At 70.4% G+C, this 18,564-nt stretch carries 16 protein-coding genes and 1 pseudogene; 7 read left to right on the plus strand and 10 right to left on the minus strand.

Translation table 11 applies throughout. The annotated features are described in order from the left end of the window. The first annotated feature begins 24 nt into the window (after positions 1-24). Entirely contained in the window at positions 25-708 is a 684-nt protein-coding gene (locus AB0J66_RS42880; protein ID WP_364673322.1) for a phosphatase PAP2 family protein, read from the plus strand. On the opposite strand, the gene AB0J66_RS42885 is transcribed toward AB0J66_RS42880, so the two are convergent. Then, on the minus strand, positions 705-2,684 hold the full coding sequence (locus AB0J66_RS42885; protein ID WP_364673324.1) for a prolyl oligopeptidase family serine peptidase: 1,980 nt from the start codon (positions 2,682-2,684) through the stop codon (positions 705-707). The two genes, AB0J66_RS42880 and AB0J66_RS42885, sit on opposite strands and share 4 nt — an antisense overlap. A 136-nt stretch (positions 2,685-2,820) precedes the next feature. Between AB0J66_RS42885 and AB0J66_RS42890 the strand changes: the two genes are divergently transcribed. Further along, positions 2,821-5,178: a tetratricopeptide repeat protein gene (locus AB0J66_RS42890; RefSeq protein ID WP_364673326.1), complete on the plus strand. Its 2,358-nt coding sequence runs from the start codon at positions 2,821-2,823 to the stop codon at positions 5,176-5,178. A 27-nt stretch (positions 5,179-5,205) separates the two neighbouring features. On the opposite strand, the gene AB0J66_RS42895 is transcribed toward AB0J66_RS42890, so the two are convergent. The 5 genes and pseudogenes from AB0J66_RS42895 to AB0J66_RS42915 all read right to left on the minus strand — a co-directional run bounded on the left by AB0J66_RS42895 (position 5,206) and on the right by AB0J66_RS42915 (position 8,135). Beyond that, the gene (locus AB0J66_RS42895; RefSeq protein WP_364673328.1) at positions 5,206-5,937 is read right to left on the minus strand and encodes a peptidoglycan DD-metalloendopeptidase family protein; all 732 of its coding nucleotides are present in this window, start codon (positions 5,935-5,937) and stop codon (positions 5,206-5,208) included. A gap of 198 nt (positions 5,938-6,135) precedes the next feature. Continuing rightward, positions 6,136-6,228: pseudogene (locus tag AB0J66_RS42900) on the minus strand (IS5/IS1182 family transposase); the annotation flags it as partial. 67 nt (positions 6,229-6,295) lie between these two features. After that, positions 6,296-6,817, minus strand: coding sequence for a GNAT family N-acetyltransferase (locus AB0J66_RS42905; RefSeq protein WP_364673330.1), 522 nt, complete (start codon positions 6,815-6,817; stop codon positions 6,296-6,298). 14 nt (positions 6,818-6,831) lie between these two features. Next, entirely contained in the window at positions 6,832-7,395 is a 564-nt protein-coding gene (locus AB0J66_RS42910; protein ID WP_364673331.1) for a DUF305 domain-containing protein, read from the minus strand. After that, complete coding sequence (locus AB0J66_RS42915) at positions 7,380-8,135, minus strand: lytic polysaccharide monooxygenase (RefSeq protein WP_364673333.1); 756 nt, start codon at positions 8,133-8,135, stop codon at positions 7,380-7,382. Before AB0J66_RS42915 ends, AB0J66_RS42910 begins: the two co-directional genes overlap by 16 nt. 123 nt (positions 8,136-8,258) lie before the next feature. Between AB0J66_RS42915 and AB0J66_RS42920 the strand changes: the two genes are divergently transcribed. After that, positions 8,259-9,527: an EAL domain-containing protein gene (locus AB0J66_RS42920; RefSeq protein WP_364673335.1), complete on the plus strand. Its 1,269-nt coding sequence runs from the start codon at positions 8,259-8,261 to the stop codon at positions 9,525-9,527. A 15-nt stretch (positions 9,528-9,542) separates the two neighbouring features. On the opposite strand, the gene AB0J66_RS42925 is transcribed toward AB0J66_RS42920, so the two are convergent. Continuing rightward, a complete protein-coding gene (locus tag AB0J66_RS42925) occupies positions 9,543-10,985 on the minus strand; it encodes a helix-turn-helix domain-containing protein (protein WP_364673336.1) in 1,443 nt (480 codons plus the stop codon). A 110-nt stretch (positions 10,986-11,095) separates the two neighbouring features. On the opposite strand from AB0J66_RS42925, the gene aceA reads away from it, so the two are divergent. Together aceA and aceB are read left to right on the plus strand one after the other, a co-directional pair. Continuing rightward, positions 11,096-12,385 carry an isocitrate lyase gene (gene aceA / locus AB0J66_RS42930; RefSeq protein ID WP_364673338.1) on the plus strand — a complete coding sequence of 430 codons (1,290 nt, stop codon included), beginning with the start codon at positions 11,096-11,098 and terminating at the stop codon, positions 12,383-12,385. Continuing rightward, positions 12,385-14,019: a malate synthase A gene (gene aceB, locus AB0J66_RS42935; protein ID WP_364673340.1), complete on the plus strand. Its 1,635-nt coding sequence runs from the start codon at positions 12,385-12,387 to the stop codon at positions 14,017-14,019. The genes aceA and aceB overlap by 1 nt, the downstream gene beginning before the upstream one ends. 371 nt (positions 14,020-14,390) lie before the next feature. Here the strand turns inward: aceB and AB0J66_RS42940 are convergent, their stop codons facing one another. Continuing rightward, positions 14,391-14,795 (minus strand): RidA family protein, encoded by a 405-nt coding sequence (locus AB0J66_RS42940; protein ID WP_364673341.1) that lies wholly within the window; start codon positions 14,793-14,795, stop codon positions 14,391-14,393. 94 nt (positions 14,796-14,889) lie between these two features. Here AB0J66_RS42940 and AB0J66_RS42945 point away from each other — a divergent pair, with 94 nt between their 5' ends. Next, a complete protein-coding gene (locus tag AB0J66_RS42945; RefSeq protein ID WP_364673343.1) occupies positions 14,890-15,270 on the plus strand; it encodes a helix-turn-helix domain-containing protein in 381 nt (126 codons plus the stop codon). An 85-nt stretch (positions 15,271-15,355) separates the two neighbouring features. Here the strand turns inward: AB0J66_RS42945 and AB0J66_RS42950 are convergent, their stop codons facing one another. Beyond that, positions 15,356-15,763, minus strand: coding sequence for a hypothetical protein (locus AB0J66_RS42950; protein ID WP_364673345.1), 408 nt, complete (start codon positions 15,761-15,763; stop codon positions 15,356-15,358). A gap of 326 nt (positions 15,764-16,089) precedes the next feature. Between AB0J66_RS42950 and AB0J66_RS42955 the strand changes: the two genes are divergently transcribed. Beyond that, positions 16,090-17,565, plus strand: coding sequence for a mannitol dehydrogenase family protein (locus AB0J66_RS42955; protein ID WP_364673347.1), 1,476 nt, complete (start codon positions 16,090-16,092; stop codon positions 17,563-17,565). Positions 17,566-17,826: 261 nt separating this feature from the next. Here AB0J66_RS42955 and AB0J66_RS42960 read toward each other — a convergent pair whose 3' ends face one another. Next, a complete protein-coding gene (locus AB0J66_RS42960; RefSeq protein ID WP_364673348.1) occupies positions 17,827-18,540 on the minus strand; it encodes a phosphatase PAP2 family protein in 714 nt (237 codons plus the stop codon). Between the last annotated feature and the right edge of the window lie 24 nt (positions 18,541-18,564).

The following is an 18,564-nucleotide window of genomic DNA, read 5'->3' on the forward strand; positions in this document are numbered from 1 at the left end:
GATGAACTGGGTATAGCGTGATCCATGCGCTCGGATCAGGAACATGCGCTTGAGGTGCGGCTGGCCGTCGCCGCGGCCGGGGCCGTGGTGCTGCTGGTGCCGTTCGCGGTGATCGCGGCCATGGTCGTCGGCGACGTGGACTGGCTGCACGCCCTTGACCACGACGTCTCGGCGCGGGTGCACGACGTCGCGCTCGGTCACCCGGCGCTGGTCGACTTCATGGCCGCCTGGTGTCTGGCCTTCGACCCTTGGGTGTGGCGGCTCGGCGCGCTCGCGCTGCTGATCTGGCTCGTCCGGCGCGGCGCCCGGCCGCTCGCGTGGTGGGTGGGCATCACGATGGTGGCCGGCGGGCTTCTCGGCGTACTGCTGAAGTTGCTCTTCGAACGGCACCGGCCGTCGTTCCTCGACCCGGTGGCCATGGCCGCGGGTTACTCGTTCCCGTCGGGGCACGCGCTGAACAACGCGCTCGGCGCGGCGGTGATCCTGCTGGTGCTGCTGCCGCTCGTGCGGCACCGGCGCGGCCTGCGGATCGGGCTGCTGGTCGCGGGCATCGGCATCCCGGTGGTGACCGGCGTCTTCCGGGTCGGGCTCGGTGTGCACTGGGTCAGCGACGTGGTCGGCGGCTGGATATTCGGGCTGGCCGTGGTCGCCGCGACGACCACGGCGTTCCTGGCCCGCCGGCGGCGCAAGGTGCTGGTGCGGTCCTAGCCGAGGGTCCGCCGGAAGAACTCGAACGTCAGCGCGGCGATGGTCGCCTTCTGATCGTTGTCGGCCGCGCCGCCGTGCCCGCCCTCCACATTCTCGTAGTAGAGGACCTCGTGGCCCTGCTCGCGCAGCCGGGCCGCCATCTTACGGGCGTGTGCCGGATGCACCCGGTCGTCCCGGGTCGAGGTGAGAAGAAGCGCCGGCGGGTACGCCCGGTCGGCCCGCGCGTTCTGGTACGGCGAGAAAGCGCTCAGGAACTTCCAGTCGGCGGGCACGTCCGGATCCCCGTACTCGGCGATCCACGACTTGCCGGCCAGCAGCTCGGTGTAGCGGCGCATGTCGAGCAGCGGCACCCGGGCCACCACCGCGCCGAACAGCTCCGGGTAGCGGGTCAGCATGACACCCATCAGCAGACCGCCGTTGCTGCCGCCGGTGATCCCCAGCTGCGAAGGCGTGGTGATGCCGCGGGTCACCAGATCGGCGGCGACGGCGGCGAAATCCTCGAACGCCCGCACCCTGTTCTCACGCAGGGCGGCCCGGTGCCAGGCCGGGCCGTACTCGCCGCCACCACGGATGTTCGCCACCACGTACGTGCCGCCGCCGTCCAGCCAGCCGCGCCCGGCCACGGCGTCGTAACCGGGCAGCATCGGGATCTCGAAACCGCCGTACCCCGTCATGATCGTCTTGTGCGGGCCGGCAGGGTTGCCCACCACGAAATAGGGGACCCGGGTGCCGTCGGCCGAGGTGGCGAAGAACTGGCGCACCGTCAGGCCGCCGGCGTCGAACAAGGCCGGCTCCTGCTTGAGGATCTCGACCGGGCCGCCGACGGCGCCCAGGCCGAGCGTGGTGGGACGGAGAAAACCCTCGGAGGCGATGAGGTACGAGTCGTCGCGATCCGGGTCGGTGTCGACGATCCAGGTGCGACCCTCCTCGCCGCTCACCGGGTGCCGCTGCCACGCCCGGCCGGGGCTGAGGGCGTACACCCGGGTCTTGACGTCGGTCATGGTGGTGATCAGCAGGTGGTGGCGGGTCCAGGCCCAGGAGCTCAGCGACGTGTGCTCGTCCGGGGTGAACAGCTCGGTCACGCCGGTCTCGCCGAAGCGCCGGACCAGCAGGCAGCCGGCCGGGTGCGTGGTGTCGCCGACCGTCCATGGCGAACGGAGCTTGATCAGCAGCCACTCCCGGTGCGCCTCGCAGGAGGCGTCGTCCGGCACGTCGATCCGTTCCAGCTCGCCGTCCGCCCGGCGCAGGAAGTACTCCCGCCGGAAGATGTCCAGGTAGCGGACGACGAAATCCCGCTCAAAACCCGGCGTCGGATCGTGCCAGGCGTCGACCCCGACATCGTCGTGCTCACCCTCGAAGACCAGCTCGGCCTCGGTCAGCGGGGTGCCGCGCCGCCACTGCTTGACCACGCGCGCATAGCCGGACGAGGTCAGCGAGCCCGGCCCGAAATCCGTACCGACGTAGATGTGGTCGGCGTCGATCCAGCCGACGTCGCTCTTCGCCTCGGGCAGCTCGAACCCGTCGACGAACGCCCGCGCCACCAGGTCGAACTCCCGCACGACGGTGGCATCGGCGCCACCGCGCGACAGCCGGACCAGGCACCGGTCGTAACCCGGCTTGAGCACCTGGGCGCCGCCCCACGTCCAGTTCGCCCCCTCGGCCCGGTTGAGCGCGTCGACGTCGATCAGCACCTCCCACTCGGGCTCCTCGAGCCGGAACTGCCCGGCGGTGGTCCGCCGCCACAGCCCCCGCGGGTGATCGGCATCGGTCCAGAAGTTGTAGTAGAAGCCGTCCCCCCGCCACCCCGGAAAGGCGATCCGCTCCTTGCTGTCGAGCACCTCCCGGAGGGCCTCCCGCAGCCGCCCGTCCCCGCTCAGCTTGTCGAGGGTCTCCGCATTCCGCTCACCGATCCAGGCCACGACCTCAGGCCCATCAAGATCCTCAAGCCAGCGGTACGGGTCGTCCAGCACAGCCACCTCCGGGTGTCGATCGCTGCTTCGACGATCGCACCAACCCGGCCCGCTGCCAACCCGGCCGAGATGTCGTCGCTTGCCGGACATCATCCGCCATTAACCCACTGTCGCGCATTGCTTCCAGCCCGGCCGGCGGCGGTTGAACACCGACCTGGTGCTCGCCGTCGTCCGCGCCCTGCACGGTGATCCCGGCTACGTGGCGCAATGGCGACAAGCCATGCGGGTGATCGACGGCGAGGTGCAGGCGGCGTCGCAGGTCCGGATCCGGGACAGCCTGCCGCCCGGCCTCGCCGAGTTCACCGGCCGCGCCCCCGAACTGCGCCGGCTTCGCGAGGCCGCGCGGGCCGCGACGGCCGGCGACTCGGTGGTGATCTCGGTGATCGAAGGCATGGCCGGGGTGGGCAAGACCCAGCTCGCCGTCCACGCCGGGCATGTGCTGCACCGGCGGGAGCCGTTCGACCGGGTGCTGTTCGTCAATCTGCGCGGCTTCCACCCCGACCCGGGCCAGCCACCCGCCGACCCGGCCGCCGTTCTCGACGGGTTCCTGCGCGTGCTCGGCCTGGCCGGCCATCAGATCCCGCACGGCCTCGGCGCTCGGGTCGCCGCCTACCGCCGGTGTCTCGCCGGCCTGCGGGTCCTGGTGGTGCTCGACAACGCGGCCACCGTCGAGCAGGTCCGACCCCTGGTGCCACCCGGTCCGGGATGCCTGACGCTGATCACCAGCCGATGCCGTCTGGCCGGCCTGCAAACCGCGGCCCGCCTGACCATCGACGTGCTGACCTCCGGCGAGGCGACCGCGCTGCTGGCCAAGGCCGTACCCGAGGTGCCTGCCGGCCCGGACCCCGGCGCCGTCGAACGGATCACCCGGCGGTGCGGACGCCTGCCGCTGGCCCTGACCCTGATCGCGGGGCACATCCGCGCCACCCCGGGCTGGACCTTGACGGATCACGCCGACCGGCTCGACGAACGTCACCACGAAGGCCGCCTGGACTCCGGTGTGGAACTGGCCCTGGACCTGTCCTACCGGCGACTGCCGGCGGATCGGCAGTGGCTGCTGCGGGTGCTGGCCCTGCATCCCGGTGAGGATTTCGACGCCTACGCCGCGGCCGCGCTGACCGGGACCGACCCGCATACGGCCGAGGCCGGGTTGGCCGCTCTGCACGACGAGCACCTCCTGCAGCGGACCCGGCCGAGCCGATACACCTTTCACGATCTGGTGCACGCCTACGCTGCCGTACGGGTCCGCGACCAGGATCCGCCGTCTGAACGCCGCGCCGCGTCGACCCGCTTGTTCGACTACTACCTGGCCGCTGCCACGGCCGCCGTCACCACGCTGTACCCGGCCGGGGCGCGCCACCGGCAGCAAACCGCGCCCGGCGCCACCGGCGGTCCCGACCTGGCCGGATCCGGTCCCGCCGTCGCGTGGCTGGAGACCGAACGGATCACCCTCGTCGCCGTCTCGGGCCATACCGCCGGCCACGGCTGGCCCGGTCACTGTGTCGATCTGGCGCGCGTGCTGTCCCGCTATCTCCGCAGTGGGTACTACGCCGAGGCGCTGACCGTGCACCGTCATGCTTTGCGGGCCGCGTCCGACCGCCGCGACGTCGGTGGGCAGGCTGACGCCCTGTTGAGCCTGGGGATCGTGCGGGCGGTTCTGGGCCGGCCCGGCGAGGCCGCCGGGGACTACCGGCAGGCCCTCGACCGCTACCGGCAGACCGGCGATCTCGTCGGGCAGGCGCTGAGCCTGTATCGACTCGGCGCCGTGGCCAGGATGGCGGGCCGCTGTGCGGACGCCGCCGAGCTCTTCCGCGAGGCGTTGTCACTGCACCGGCTGGCCGGTGACCGGGCCGGCGAGGCGATGGCGCTGGTCCGCCTGGGCGGGGCCCTGCATGACGTCGGCCGGTCGGCCGAGGCCGTCGAGCACTGCCGGCGCGGGCTGGCCCTGACGCGGCAGGTCGGCGACCCCGGCGGCGAGGCGTACGCGCTCAACGTCCTCGGAGAGATCGAGACGGTGTGCGGCCGGTACGCGCCGGCCGGCGAGCACCTGCACCGGGCTCTGGCCCTGGTCGAGCGGTTGGGCATCCGCAGTGGCGAAGCCGGCGTGCATGATGCCCTCGGCCTGCTGCACGCCTGCCTCGGCCACCTCGACCGGGCCGGTGAGCATTTCCGCCGGAGCGTGGCCATCTTCGGCGAACTCGGCCATCGGCACGGCGAAGCCAGCACGCACAACGGTCTCGGTGAGGCGCTGGGCGCCTCCGGGCGAGCCGCCGAGGCGCTCACCCATCACACCGTCGCCCATGCCATCGCCACCGACATCGGCGCCGTCGGTCAGCAGGCCCGTGCCGAGGCCGGGATGGGACACGCCCACCGCGGCCTCGGCGACGCGGCCCGCGCCCGGGAACACTACGAGCGGGCCCTGACCCTGTTCGCCGACCTCGGCCTGCCCGAGACGGAGAAGATGCGCGCGCACCTCGCCAACCTGGAAGCCGCCGGCTGACCTGGTCACGCCCGAGCCGGGCTCCGGTCAGTGCCCGGCGAGAGCGGCCCGCATCGCGGCCGCGGTGGCGGGGCCGTACACCCCGTCCGGATCCAGTCCGCGCTTGCGCTGGAAGGCCACGACAGCCGCCTGGGTCGCCGGGCCGAAGTCACCGTCGACGGCGAGGCCGGCCCTGATCACCTTGTTCAGCGACTCCTGCAGGGTCCGCACCGCGGCGCCCCGCGAGCCGAGCCGCAGGGTGCCGTCATTCGGCGGCGTGGACCCGTTGTGGCTCGTCAGGATCTGGCCCTGACCGACTCTCACGCGCACGGGCTCCCCGTTCAACACGGCTTGGACGGTGGTGCCGTTGGCGATCTGCTCATAGTGCAGGTGCGGGTCGCGGCTGTCGCCGGTGCTGCCGACCCGGCCGATGCGCTGCCCCGCCGTCACCCGCTGCCCCTCGCTCACCGCCGGCTTCTCGATCATGTGCAGGTAGCGGCTCTGCCACCCGCCGCCGTGGTCGATGCGCACCATCCAGCCGCCGCCTTTGTCCCATCGGGCCTTCACCACTGTTCCGCCGGCCGAGGCGAGGATCGGGCGGCCGTTGGAGCCGCCCTCCCGCATCAGGTCCAGGCTGTTCGTGTTCGGCTTGTGACCGTTGCGGGTCTGTGCGAGCCACCGTTCCCCTCGGGGGAACGGAAGCTGGAAAGGCGGCCGGGCCGCCCGGGCGACGTCCCGCTCGTCGGACACCGCCGCGGCGGAGAGATTCTCGTTCGGCATGGTGACTCCTCCTTCTCGATGGAGGGCCGGATCGTTCCGGCCCGCACCACCGACTCTCGGAGCCCGCTCCGCGACACCGGTGAAGTCGAGACGAACTGAGACGCCGCACCCTGGGTCGGGCGGGTTGACCTACCTCCCGGAGCGAGCACACATGTGCAGCGTTTCTCGGATCATGGCCTGGTCCAGAGGAGGATCCCGGCGAGGCCGGATCCCGGCGGCGTGCTGGTGAGCCCGGACCACGGTCGAGTCGACCGCGGTGACCAGCCGGTCCAGCTCACCGGCGGCGTCGGCTAGGGGCGGCGGTCCAGCCGAGGTTCTGGGCGCAGCCTTGTGCGCCAGCGGTAGCGGGGGCGGGTGGTCACAGGGTGATCCAGTAGCGCCGGACGGTTTGGCCGGAGGTGGTGCGGATGTCCTCGAGGACGCCGCCGTTGGCTTCGATGGTGCGGGCCGAGGCGGTGTTGGCCGGGTCGCAGGTGACCAGGACGCGGTCGAGGCCCAGGGTGCGGGCCTCGTCGAGCATCCGGCCCAGGGCCCACTTGGCCAGGCCGCGGCGGCGGGCCGAGGGGCGGATGCCGTAGCCGATGTGGCCGCCGTAGTTGAGCAGCAGGTCGTTGAGGGTGTGGCGGAGGGCGACGGCGCCCAGGTACTTGTCGTCCTCGACGATCCAGCGGTACGTGCAGTGCACCCAGTCGGGCGAGACCTCGGTCGCCGGGTCCTCCTCGGCGAGCAGGCGGGCCACCCACGCGGCGAAGCCGGCCTCGGTGTCGACGTCGTCGGTGGGGCGGAAACCGGCGCCGTCCTGGTGGGCGCCGGCCCACTCGGCGCGGGACTCGAGCCAGGACCGGCGCAGGCGGGTGGTGGGGGCGATCAACTCCGGCATGGGCCGAGACTAGGTCACGACCGGGCGGAGAGGGCCAGCAGGCGCTGGATCTGGCTCTGACGGCGGGTGGTCACGCCTTCGGCGAAGGCCCGGGCCGGGGGGTACGCGCCGGTGGCGGTTTCCATGCGGGCGGTCTCGACCACGTTGCCGAGATGACCGAGGAGCAGGCTCACGGCCGTACGGTCGAAGGTCCTGCCCGAGGCCGAGCGAAGCTCGCCGATGTCGGACGGCCGCAGCATGTGCAGCTCGCCGTGCCCCTCGTGGGAGGAGCCGGACGGGGCGGTCAGGGGCTGGCCCCAGCCGATCAGCCAGCGCTGCATCGAGCCGAGCTCCTCCGGCCACTGGGTCTGCAGCTCGGTCGCGACGGCTTTCAGCTCCGGATCACCGGCGCGTTCCACGGTCAGCGCAACCAGGGATGAGCCCTCGGCGATCTGGGACATGCCCATCTGCAGGTACATCACGTCGGTGCCGTTGAAGGCCGCCGCTGACGCGGGAGCACTGGCCTCCGGCCGCGCATCGCAGCCGGAGGCCAGCAGGATCAGAACCAGCGCGGCCCGGGCGGCTAGTTTCGCGCCCACAGGGCGGGGACGTTCGGCGGCTCCCAGCCGGCCAGCGCGGTGTGCGCCTGGCGGCAGGTGTACGAGACGCCGTTGTAGGTGACGACGTTGCCGGGGACGTACGCGGTGCCGGCCCGCCACGTGCCCGTGGCCGGTGGGTTGGTCGTGGGCGGCGTGGTCGGGGGCGTGGTCGTCGGCGGTGTGGTGGGCGGCGTGGTCGGCGGGGTCGTCGGCGGCGTGGTGCCGCCCCCGCCGATGTTGACGTCGACGCAGGCGTAGAAGGCCATGGCCGTGTCGGCGACGTTCCACCGGGCCAGCACGGTCTGCCGGCCGGTGATGCCCTTCATGCTCACGGTGTGGCTCTTGGTCGCGCCGGGCTGCGCGCCGCCGTCGTTGAAGGAGGCCAGCAGCGTGTTGCCGATGAAGTACTCCCACGTGCTGGTCGAGTGGCGGGCGGTCAGCACCCAGTTGAAGGTGACGGTCTGCCCGACCGAGGCGGCCGGCCAGCTCTTGCTGTTGTCGTTGAGCACGGCGAAGCGGCTGCCGCCGCCGTTGCACTGCTTCGAGCCCTTGGGGGCCTCGACGCTCTGCGGCTCGTAGACGATGTCGCCGCAGTTGGCCACCGCGCCGCTGGCGCAGTTGGCCTGGCGGCTGGGCGGGGACGAGATGTAGCCGTGCGCCGCGGCCGGGGAGACCGCGACGAACAGGGAGGCCGCGAGGGCGGCGACGGTCAGTGCGGGGAGGGTGAACCTGCGTCTCATGAGGGACTCCAGTTCGTGGGGGATGCCGCCCAACCTAATTTAAAGACTGTTAACAGTAAAGAGACTCATCGATTTCTGCTTCTTTAATTAAGATGCCGATGGAAGCAGCCGATCAAAGAGCCCGTGCGCAATATCCATGACGTGCTCGACGCCCGAGCGGTGACGACCCTGTTCCAGCCCTTGATCGAGATCTCGTCGGGGCGGCTGGTCGGATACGAGGCGCTGAGCCGGGGCCCGGCGGGCACGGAGTGGGAGACGCCGGACGCGCTGTTCGCCGCCGCCCGGGAAGCGGGGCGGGAAGGCGAGCTCGACTGGATCTGCCGGGCCGCGGCCTACCGGGCCATCCTGGCCGGCGGCGCGGACGAGAGGCTTACCTGGTTCGTCAACATGGAGCCATCGGCCGCGCGCACGGCGTGCCCGGACGACCTGGCCGACGTCGTCGAGATCGCGCGCCAGCGGCTACGGGTGGTCACCGAGATGACCGAGCGGGCTATCGCCGGCGATCCCTCGGGCCTGCTCTCGGCCGCGGCGACCTGCCGCGACGGAGGCTGGGGGGTCGCCCTGGACGACGTCGGCGCCGACCCCATGTCGCTGGCGCTGATGCCCTTCGTCCACCCGGACGTGGTCAAACTCGACATGCAGCTGTTGCGCGAGCCCGGCGACCGGCACACCGCCAAGGTCGCCGCCGCCGTCGCCGCCTACGCCGAGGCCAGCGGGGCCATCGTGCTGGCCGAGGGCATCGAGACGGCCGAGCACCTGGCCATCGCCCGCACCATGGGCGCCACGATCGGGCAGGGCTGGCTGTACGGCCGCCCCGCGCCGCTGTCGGCGCCGGATCGCGCGGTGTCGACGCTGCCGTTCATCCCGCCGCCGGCGCGCGACGACCGGACGCCGTTCGAGATCGTCGCCGCCCGCCGCCCGGTGACCTCCGCGACCAAACAACACCTGATGCCGACCAGCCGTCACCTGGAGGCCCTGATCGGCCACGGCGACGAGGCCCCGGTGCTGCTTGCCTGCTTCCAGGAGGCCCGCCACTTCACTCCCGCCACGGCTCGGCGCTTCGAGCGGATCGCGGTCAACAGCCCGCTGGTGGCGGCGCTCGGCCTGGGCCTGCAAGCCGAGCCGGTCCCCGGTGTGCGGGGCGCCTGCCTGGACGCGGACGACGCGCTGCGCGGCGAATGGAACGTGATCGTGGTCGGCCCGCACCGGGCGGCCGCGCTGGTCGCCCGCGACCTGGGCGACACGTGCGCGGACGGTCAGCGTCGCTTCGACTTCGCCCTCACCCACGACCGGGCCCTGGTGGTGGAGGCGGCCCGCTCGTTGCTGACGCGGCTCGCGCCGGCGTTGGCCTCGCCCGGACGGACGGCGGTCGAGGCGCTGGCCGCCCGGTAGGCGCCGCAGCCGCCGTCAGGAGCGGCGGTCGAGGAACTCGTACACGTCCTGGGCGTCGACACCGGGGAAGGTGCCCGGGGGCAGCGCGGCCAGCAGGTGGGAGTGGACGCGGGCGCTGGGCCAGGCGTTGCCCGCCCAGCGGTCGACCAGGTCGGTGGGTGGGCGGCGGCAGCAGTCGGGGTCGGGGCAGCGGGAGACCGTACGCCGGGTCGTGTCGCCGCCGCGGAACCAGCGCGCGTGCTCGTACGGCGTGCCGACGGTGACCGAGAACTCGCCGGAGCGGGTCGACTCGATGTGGACGGTGCACCAGTAGGTGCCGGCCGAGGTGTCGGTGAACTGGTAGAACGACGAGTACGGGTCGTCGGCCTGGAAGATGGTGCGGGAGGCCCACTTGCGGCAGATCGGCTGGCCCTCGATGGCCCCGGTCACGTCGCGCGGGAAGCGGACGCCGTCGTTCTCGTACGCCTTGTAGACGATCCCGCTCTCGTGCACCCGGGTGAAGTGCACCGGGATGCCGAAGTGATGGGTCGCCAGGTTGGTGAAGCGGTGGGCCGCCGTCTCGTACGACACCCCGAACGCGTCGCGGAAGTCGTCGATGGCCAGGGCCCGGTCGGCCTTGGCCTCGCGCAGGAACGAGACGGCGAACTTCTCCGGCATGAGCAGCGCCGCCGCGAAGTAGTTGGCCTCGACCCGCTGGCGCAGGAAGTCGCCGTAGTCGGCCGGCTCCGGATGACCCAGCACGAAGTGCCCGAGCGTCTGCAGCACCACCGCCCGCGGGTCGTGGCCCTTGCCGCTGGCCACCTGCGGCAGGTAGATCCGCCGGTGGTTGAGGTCGGTCACCGAGCGTGTGGAGCCGGGCAGGTCGTTCACGTAGTGCAACGAGAAGCCCAGTTGCCCGGCGATGTCGAGGATGCCGCGCTGCGACAGCGGGCCGGTCGTGTGCTTGATCGGCCGCAGCACCTTGGCCGCGGCCTCCTCGATCTCGGCGAAGTAGTTGTCGCGCTCGCGCATGTCGACCCGCAGCTGCGCGTTGGCCCGGCGGGCCACCTCGGGGGTGGCGCTCTGCTCGGTGAGCAGCCGGTTCAGCTCGCGGTGCAGGCCGACCAGCGACTCCAAGGCGTCCGCGGGCAGCCGGCGGCCGCCGCGGACCGGGGAAAGACCCAGGCCCTCGTACGCGGGTGAGCGCTGGAAATGAGCCAGCTCGATCTCCAGAGCGGCCCGCCGGCTGGGGGCCTCGGCGCGCAGCAGCTCCTGCAGGCCGACGCCGAGGGCGCTCGCGATGGCCTGCAGCACCGACAGTTTGGGCTCGCGCTTGCCGTTCTCGATCAGCGACAACTGCGACGGGGCCCGCCCCACGGCCTCGCTGAGCTGCTCCAGCGTGAGGTTCTTGCTCTTGCGCAGGTGCCGCAGCCGCTGGCCGAGCGTCACGAGATCGACCTGGGTCTGTTCAGTCGTCACGAGTTTGACGCTAACAGAAATATCGCGCTTCTTCTGCTCACAAACGCCTTCAGAGAGGCTTGTGTGATGCGCGAGAGTCAAATTCTTCCACCGAGAAGGGACTCCTCACCATGACTGATCAGCTGACCGACGTTCGTGGCGGTACCGCATCGGACCTCACTCGAGCCTGGGCCGGCGATCCCCGGTGGCTCGGCATCAAGCGCAGCTACACCGCCCAGGACGTGGTCAAGCTGCGCGGCACCGTCCAGGAGCGGCACACGCTGGCCGAGCGCGGGGCGCAGCGCCTCTGGGAGCTGCTGCACAGCGAGGACTACATCAACGCGCTCGGCGCGCTCACCGGCGGCCAGGCCGTGCAGCAGGTGCGGGCCGGGCTCAAGGCCATCTACCTCTCCGGCTGGCAGGTCGCGGCGGACGCCAACCTGAGCGGCAACACCTACCCCGACCAGTCGCTCTACCCGGCCAACTCGGTGCCCGCGGTGGTCCGGCGGATCAACAACGCGCTGATGCGGGCCGACCAGATCGACACCGCGGCCGGCCGGCACGAACGCGACTGGTTCGCCCCGATCGTGGCCGACGCCGAGGCCGGCTTCGGCGGCCCGCTGAACGCCTTCGAGCTGATGAAGGCGATGATCGCGGCCGGCGCGGCCGGGGTGCACTGGGAAGACCAGCTGGCCAGCGAGAAGAAGTGCGGCCACCTCGGCGGCAAGGTGCTGATCCCGACCGCGCAGCACATCCGCACCCTCAACGCGGCCCGGCTCGCGGCTGACGTGCTCGGCGTGCCGTCGCTGGTCATCGCGCGGACCGACGCGCTGGCGGCCGACCTGCTCACCACCGACGTGGACGACCGGGACAAGCCGTTCCTCACGGGAGAGCGTACGGCCGAAGGGTTCTTCCGGGTCCGCAGTGGACCTTCCGCGGCGATCGCCCGCGGGGTCGCGTACGCGGACTACGCCGACCTGCTGTGGGTGGAGACGGGCAAGCCGGACCTCGAGTTCGCCCGGTCGTTCGCCGAGGCGGTGCACAAGGAGCACCCGGGCAAGATGCTCGCGTACAACTGCTCGCCCTCGTTCAACTGGAAGCGCAACCTCGACGACGCCGACATCGCCCGGTTCCAGAAAGAACTCGGGGCGATGGGCTACAAGTTCCAGTTCGTCACACTGGCCGGCTTCCACGCGCTCAACCACTCGATGTTCGAGCTGGCCCGCGGATACGCCGAGAGCGGCATGACCGCGTACGTCAAGTTGCAGGAGGCCGAGTTCGCGGCCGAGACCGACGGCTACACGGCGACCAAACACCAGGCCGAGGTCGGCACGGGCTACTTCGACGCCGTCTCGACCGCGCTCAACCCCACCTCGTCCACGACCGCGCTCAAGGGCTCGACGGAAACGGAGCAGTTCTGATGGCAGGAGAAGAAGTCACCATCACCGGTACGACCGAGGGCCGTTACGCGGAGATCCTCACCCCCGAGGCCATCGACTTCGTGGTCGCGCTCGACCGCGAGTTCGGCGCCCGCCGCGTGCAGCTGCTCGAACGACGCCGGCGGCGCCGGACCACCCGTACCGCCGAACTGGACTTTCTGCCCTCGACCCGGCACATCCGCGAGGACGAGTCGTGGAAGGTGGCGGCCCCGGCCCACGACCTGCTGGACCGGCGCGTCGAGATCACCGGGCCGCCCGAGCGCAAGATGACGATCAACGCGCTGAACTCGGGCGCCAAGGTGTGGATGGCCGACTTCGAAGACGCCACCGCGCCGACCTGGGACAACGTCGTGATCGGGCAGCTCAACCTGCGCGACGCCCTCGACGGGAATCTCGACTTCACCTCTGACGAGGGCAAAGAGTACAAGGTCAACGGATGGATTCCGACCATCATGGTGCGGCCGCGCGGCTGGCACCTGCCGGAATGCCACGTGCGGATCGGCGGGCGGGCGGTGTCGGCGACGCTGTTCGACTTCGGGCTGTACTTCTTCCACTGCGCGCAGAGGCAGATCGACCGCGGCTCGGGGCCGTACTTCTACCTGCCCAAGCTGGAGTCGCACCTGGAAGCCCGGCTCTGGAACGACGTGTTCGTGTGGGCGCAGGAGACATGCGGCATCCCGCGCGGGACGATCCGGGCGACGGTGCTGATCGAGACCATCACGGCGGCCTTCGAGATGGACGAGATTCTCTACGAGCTGCGCGAACACTCGGCCGGGCTCAACGCGGGGCGCTGGGACTACCTCTTCAGCATGATCAAGAACCGGCCGGACGTGGTGCTGCCGGAACGCTCCCAGGTCACGATGACGACGCCGTTCATGCGGGCCTACACGGAGCTGCTCGTGCGCACGTGTCATCGGCGGAACGCCCACGCGATCGGCGGGATGGCGGCGGTCGTGCCGTCGCGCGACCCGGTGGCGGCGAAGAGGGCACTCAACCAGGTCCGCCAGGACAAGAGGCGCGAGGTGGGGGACGGGTTCGACGGGTCGTGGGTGGCCCACCCGGGGCTGGTCCAGACGTGCCGGGACGTGTTCGACCAGTGGCTGGGGGACGAGCCGCACCAGATCGTCCGCAAGAGAGAAGACGTGCAGGTGACGGCCGCCTCGCTGCTCGACGTGAAGGCGGTGGGGGTTCAGGTCAGTGAAGTCGCGCTGCGCACCAACGTCAGCGTGGCGCTGCGGTACATCGCAGCCTGGCTCGGCGGGCGGGGAGCGGTGGCGCTCAACGGGCTGATGGAGGACGCGGCGACGGCGGAGATCTGCCGGGCCCAGCTCTGGCAGTGGATCAACGCGTCTACGCCTACGGACTATGGGGTGCCGGTGAGTGCGGCCCTGGTCACGCGGATGCTGCGCGAAGAGCTGGACGTGCTGAGCGAGACGGGGGCGCTGGACGAGGATTCGGCTCGCCGGTTCGGTCAGGCTCGGACGTTGCTGACTGTGCTGCTGACTGAGCGGACTTGCCCGGAGTTCCTGACGTTGCCGGCTTACCTGCGGCACATGTCGGGTGGGGCTGCGGCCCCGGCCCCGGCCTCGGCTGCGGAGGCTCCTGTCGCGGCTTAGGCGGCTCGGACGGAAACGGCGCGGCCCGGCACCGGTCGCGCCGTTTCTTTGCGTTTGCGGACCCTGGGCGGTGGGTCGCGGTGGGTGGGTCGGGTCACGGGTCGTGGGTTGGGCTCGCTTCCGCGGAGACGGCCGGGGACAGGGAGCGACCAGGCGGTTGGTCACCGGTCTCTGGGCGTGGGGCCGGGCCTTGTGGTCACCATGCGGTGGTGGGGGCCGTTGTTCGCTGCCGCGCTGTGGCCCGGGTGGGGGACTCGGTCACCCAGGCTGCGCTGGGTGGTGGATTGGTCGGCAATTCCAGGCCGCTTGCGCGGGTTGCTGGTTGGGCGGGTCCCGCCCTGCGGGATCGTGAGTGCGGCGTCTGTGGTGGGTCAGTCGATGATTGCTGTGACCTCGGCTTCGACGAGGATGCCGGGCTCGAAGAGGACGTCTACCCCGATCAGCGCGGCGGGCGGGGCGGTGAGGGCGAACTCGCGTGCCGCCTGCTCGACGCCGGCGTTGAAGGCGTCGTACATCTCCCTCTTCCAGCCTGCGGCGTACCAGGTGAAACGGACTACATCGGCAAAGGTCGCGCCGGCCGCGTCAAGCGCCTTGGCGACATTGCGGTACACCTGGGCGACTTGTCCGGCGAGGTCACCCGGTGCCACGAGTTTGCCATCCTCGTCCCAGGCCACCTGGCCGGCGACATGTACCTGGCGGTTCCCGGTCGCCACTGCGACGTGGTGATAGAGCGGGACTTTCACATGCCCGTCGGGGTTGATGAACGAAACAGCCACGGCCGCCTCCTGCGCTCTCTTGTGGTTACTGAGGAACTGTAGGAGAGTGTGCGCTGACCGGGAAGAACGCACTTTTCAGTGACTGGGGAACCAGATGGTGACCAAGCAGCTCAGCGACTCGCCGGAGCAGGCCGACCTCAGGCGCGCCGACTCGTTGGCGCGCGAGATCTTCTCGGACGTCGCCAACAAATGGGCGTTACTGATCATCGAGGCTCTCGGTGAACGCACCCTTCGCTTCAGCGAGTTGCGTAACGAGGTCGAGGGCATCAGCCACAAGATGCTCACCCAGAACCTGCGCATGCTTGAGCGCAACGGCCTCGCCACGCGAGAGGTGCACCCGACAGTGCCGCCGCGCGTCGAGTACACCCTCACCGAGCCGGGTCAGGCCCTGCGCGCGACGGTGGATCTGATCTGCGGCTGGACCCACGAGTACTTCGGGCATATCGAATCCGCACGACGCCGCTTCGAAGCCTGATCTGTTCCGCTACCCCCGCCCGTATCCGCCGGCCTTGGCGTGGCGGGTGGGGAATATCAAGGTCGGGCGCGGCGTGAGGGATTCGTCAGCCGGGCAGGCCGTGAAGGAGTTGGTCGGCGACGCGGCGGGCGGCTTTTTGGCCGGCTCGCTGGCGGATGAGGCCTTCCTTGGCTACACCGCGGACGGTGGCGAGGGTCTGTCCCTCGTGCGCGTGGAGCGTGACCGTGACGACGGCTGGGTTCAGGTTCATGGCGCCCGAGCCCATGATGGCCTGCGACTCGGCTGTTCTCGTGCCCAGGTCGGTCAAGGTGCGGCCGACCAGCGCCTCGGCTTCCGGCAGCGACAGGGGGAGCTCCACCGTGGTTTCGAAGATGTCGGCTCGCATCCGGCGGGCCGCGAAGCGGGCGCCTTGGCCGGCGCCCGGCTTCGTGCGGTCGCCCACCGCCTTGAGGCCCGCGACCAGCAGATCGTTTTCGTCGGGAGTCAGTTCCATGAGCGGCAGTAGATCATGGTGAGTCGCTGATCGGCGATGGGCAGCCGGCGCGCGGGCGTCAAGGGCAGAGGGGGCTTCGCGGGCCATCGCGACCAGTTCGCGGGTGTTGTGACGGCTGCTGCGCCTCTTCTGGAGCCGGCGATGCGCCGAGAGCGGCTGGCCGAGATGAAGCGGGCGTTTCTTCTCGCTGAGGCGGCCTCGGCGGCCGGGCTCGCCGTGGACATGCCCACGGGCTGAACGGATTTTGCGGTGGCTCCCGGGGGTGTTCTTCGGGTTGCAGTGCGATGCTGAGGTGATCCCTGAACCATCGCTGGGAGGACCCTCGCATGCTGCCCCTCACTTCTGCCAACCTGACGTCGCTGCCTGCGGGTATCGCCGTGCCGAACTATGACCGGTCGCGGTTGCGGACCGGGATCGTGCACTTCGGAGTGGGCGGGTTCCACCGCGCCCATCAGGCGATGTACCTGGATCGGCTGATGAGTGCGCAGGCCGCCTTCGAGTGGGCGATCTGCGGGGTGGGGGTGATGCCGGCCGACCGGCGCATGCAGCAGGTGCTCGCCGCCCAGGACTGCCTTTACACGCTGGTCGTGAAGGCGCCGGACGGGACGCTGGAGGCGCGGGTCATCGGGTCGATCAAGGAGTATCTGTTCGCGCCGGACTCGCCGGAGGCGGTCATCGAGAAGATGGCCGACCCGGAGGTACGGATCGTCTCGCTCACGGTCACCGAGGGCGGCTACAACTTCAACGCCGTGACCGGGGAATTCATGGCGGAGAATCCGGACGTGCAGCACGATCTGGCTCTGCCGAACGAGCCGCGGACGACGTTCGGGCTGATCACGGCGGCGATCCAGCGGCGCCGCGACCGCGGGCTGCCGCCATTCACGATCATGAGCTGCGACAACATTCAGGGCAACGGCGATGCGGCCCGGCGCAGCTTCGTCTCGTACGCGAAATTGCGGGATCCGGCTCTCGGAGCGTACGTCCAGGAGAATGTGAACTTTCCGAACAGCATGGTGGACCGGATCACGCCGGTCACGACCGATGACGACCGGGACGAGGTGCGCAAGCATTTCGGGGTCGAGGACGGCTGGCCGGTGGTGTGCGAGCCGTTCACGCAGTGGGCGCTCGAGGACAAATTCTCGGCCGGGCGGCCGCCGTTCGAGGACGCTGGCGTGCAGGTGGTGCCCGACGTCGAACCGTACGAACTGATGAAGCTGCGGTTGTTGAACGCGTCGCATCAGGCGTTGTGCTACTTCGGGTATCTGTCGGGCTATCGGCTGGTGCACGACGTGGCGCGGGACCCGATTTTCGCGCAGTTCCTGCTGGCGTACATGGAACGGGAAGCCACGCCGACGCTGGAGCCGGTGCCGGGGGTCGATCTGCGCGAATACCAGCACCAGCTGATCGACCGGTTCTCGAACGCGCAGGTCAAGGACACGGTGGCCCGGCTGTGCGCGGAAAGCTCGGACCGCATTCCGAAATGGCTGCTGCCGGTGATCCGGCAGAACCTGGCGAGCGGCGGCGACATTCTCCTGTCGACCGCGGTGGTGGCGTCGTGGGCGCGCTACGCCACCGGCGTCGACGAGCAGGGGCAGCCGATCGAGGTCGTCGACCGGCTGCGCGATCAGCTGGTGGAGCTGGCCCGGCGGCCCGAGCCGTTGGCCTTCATCCAGAACCGCGAACTGTTCGGGGATCTCGCCGACAACGAGCGCTTCGTGGCGGCGTACACCTCGGTGTTGAACAGCCTGAACACCCGCGGCGCCAAAGCGACGCTGGAAGCGCTGGTGGCAGGGGCTCTTTAGCCTTTAACCGTGGCTTCTTACGTGCAGCGGATGCGGGCCTGGTCGCGGGAGAGCTGACATTGCTCTCGGCGCGATCAGGCCCGGAATGCTTTCTGGTCTATCCCAACGGGGACCAATGCCAGGTGATCTCGCTGGTCTATCAGGCCGAGTCGTGGTCCGGGGAGCTTGATCCGGCCGATCCCGAAACCGCGGATCTGAGGTTTTTCGACCCCGTGGCACTACCGGAGATGAACACGTTCAACAGCGCCCTTTTCGCTGGTCTCACGCTGTTGCGGCGGACGCCCGGAGCCGGCCCGGCCGGACCCACTGCACGGCGCGGTCGAGGATCGAGCGGAACATGATGACGACGCAGGTGATGCCGTTGAAGAACGAGGCCGTCACGTCGGTCGGGTGGTGCATGCCGCGGTAGAGGCGGGCGGTCGCGACCAGTAGCGGGACCAGCACGAACAGCCAGGCCAGGCGCTTGGCCCAGGTCTTCTTGAGCATCACGGCCAGCAGCACGGCCAGGCCGACGTAGAGAGCGACGGCGGCCGACGTGTGCCCGGACGGGAAGCTCGAGGTGGGCGGCGAGTTGTCCAGATGCTGCACGGTCGGGCGCTGCCGGTCGATCACCAGCGTGGTGAAGAGGAAGACGAGCGCCTGCGCGCTGACCGCGGCACAGAGGAACAGCGGCTCCCGCCAGCGCTTCAACACGAACCGCAGCCCGATCGCGACCGCGGCGGTGATCCCCACGACGACCGGGGTGCTGCCCAGCAGGCTGAAGAACTCGGAGACGTTGTTGAGGATCGGGTCGCGGTGGGCCGCGAAATCCCGGTTGATGGTGTCCTCGGCGGTGAACGGCCAGTCGTGCGTCCACACCTTGGTGACCAGCAGGCCGAGCACCACCATGATGCCGAACAGCACGGTGACGGGCAGCAGGATCCGCTTGGCCACCAGTCCGAGGGTGGTGGCCCAGGTCGATGTCTCGGGGGGCATGGCGCGCTGCTTTACCCGATCACG

Origin of the sequence: Actinoplanes sp. NPDC049598 (assembly GCF_040675435.1) — a bacterium.
Lineage (GTDB): Bacteria > Actinomycetota > Actinomycetes > Mycobacteriales > Micromonosporaceae > Actinoplanes.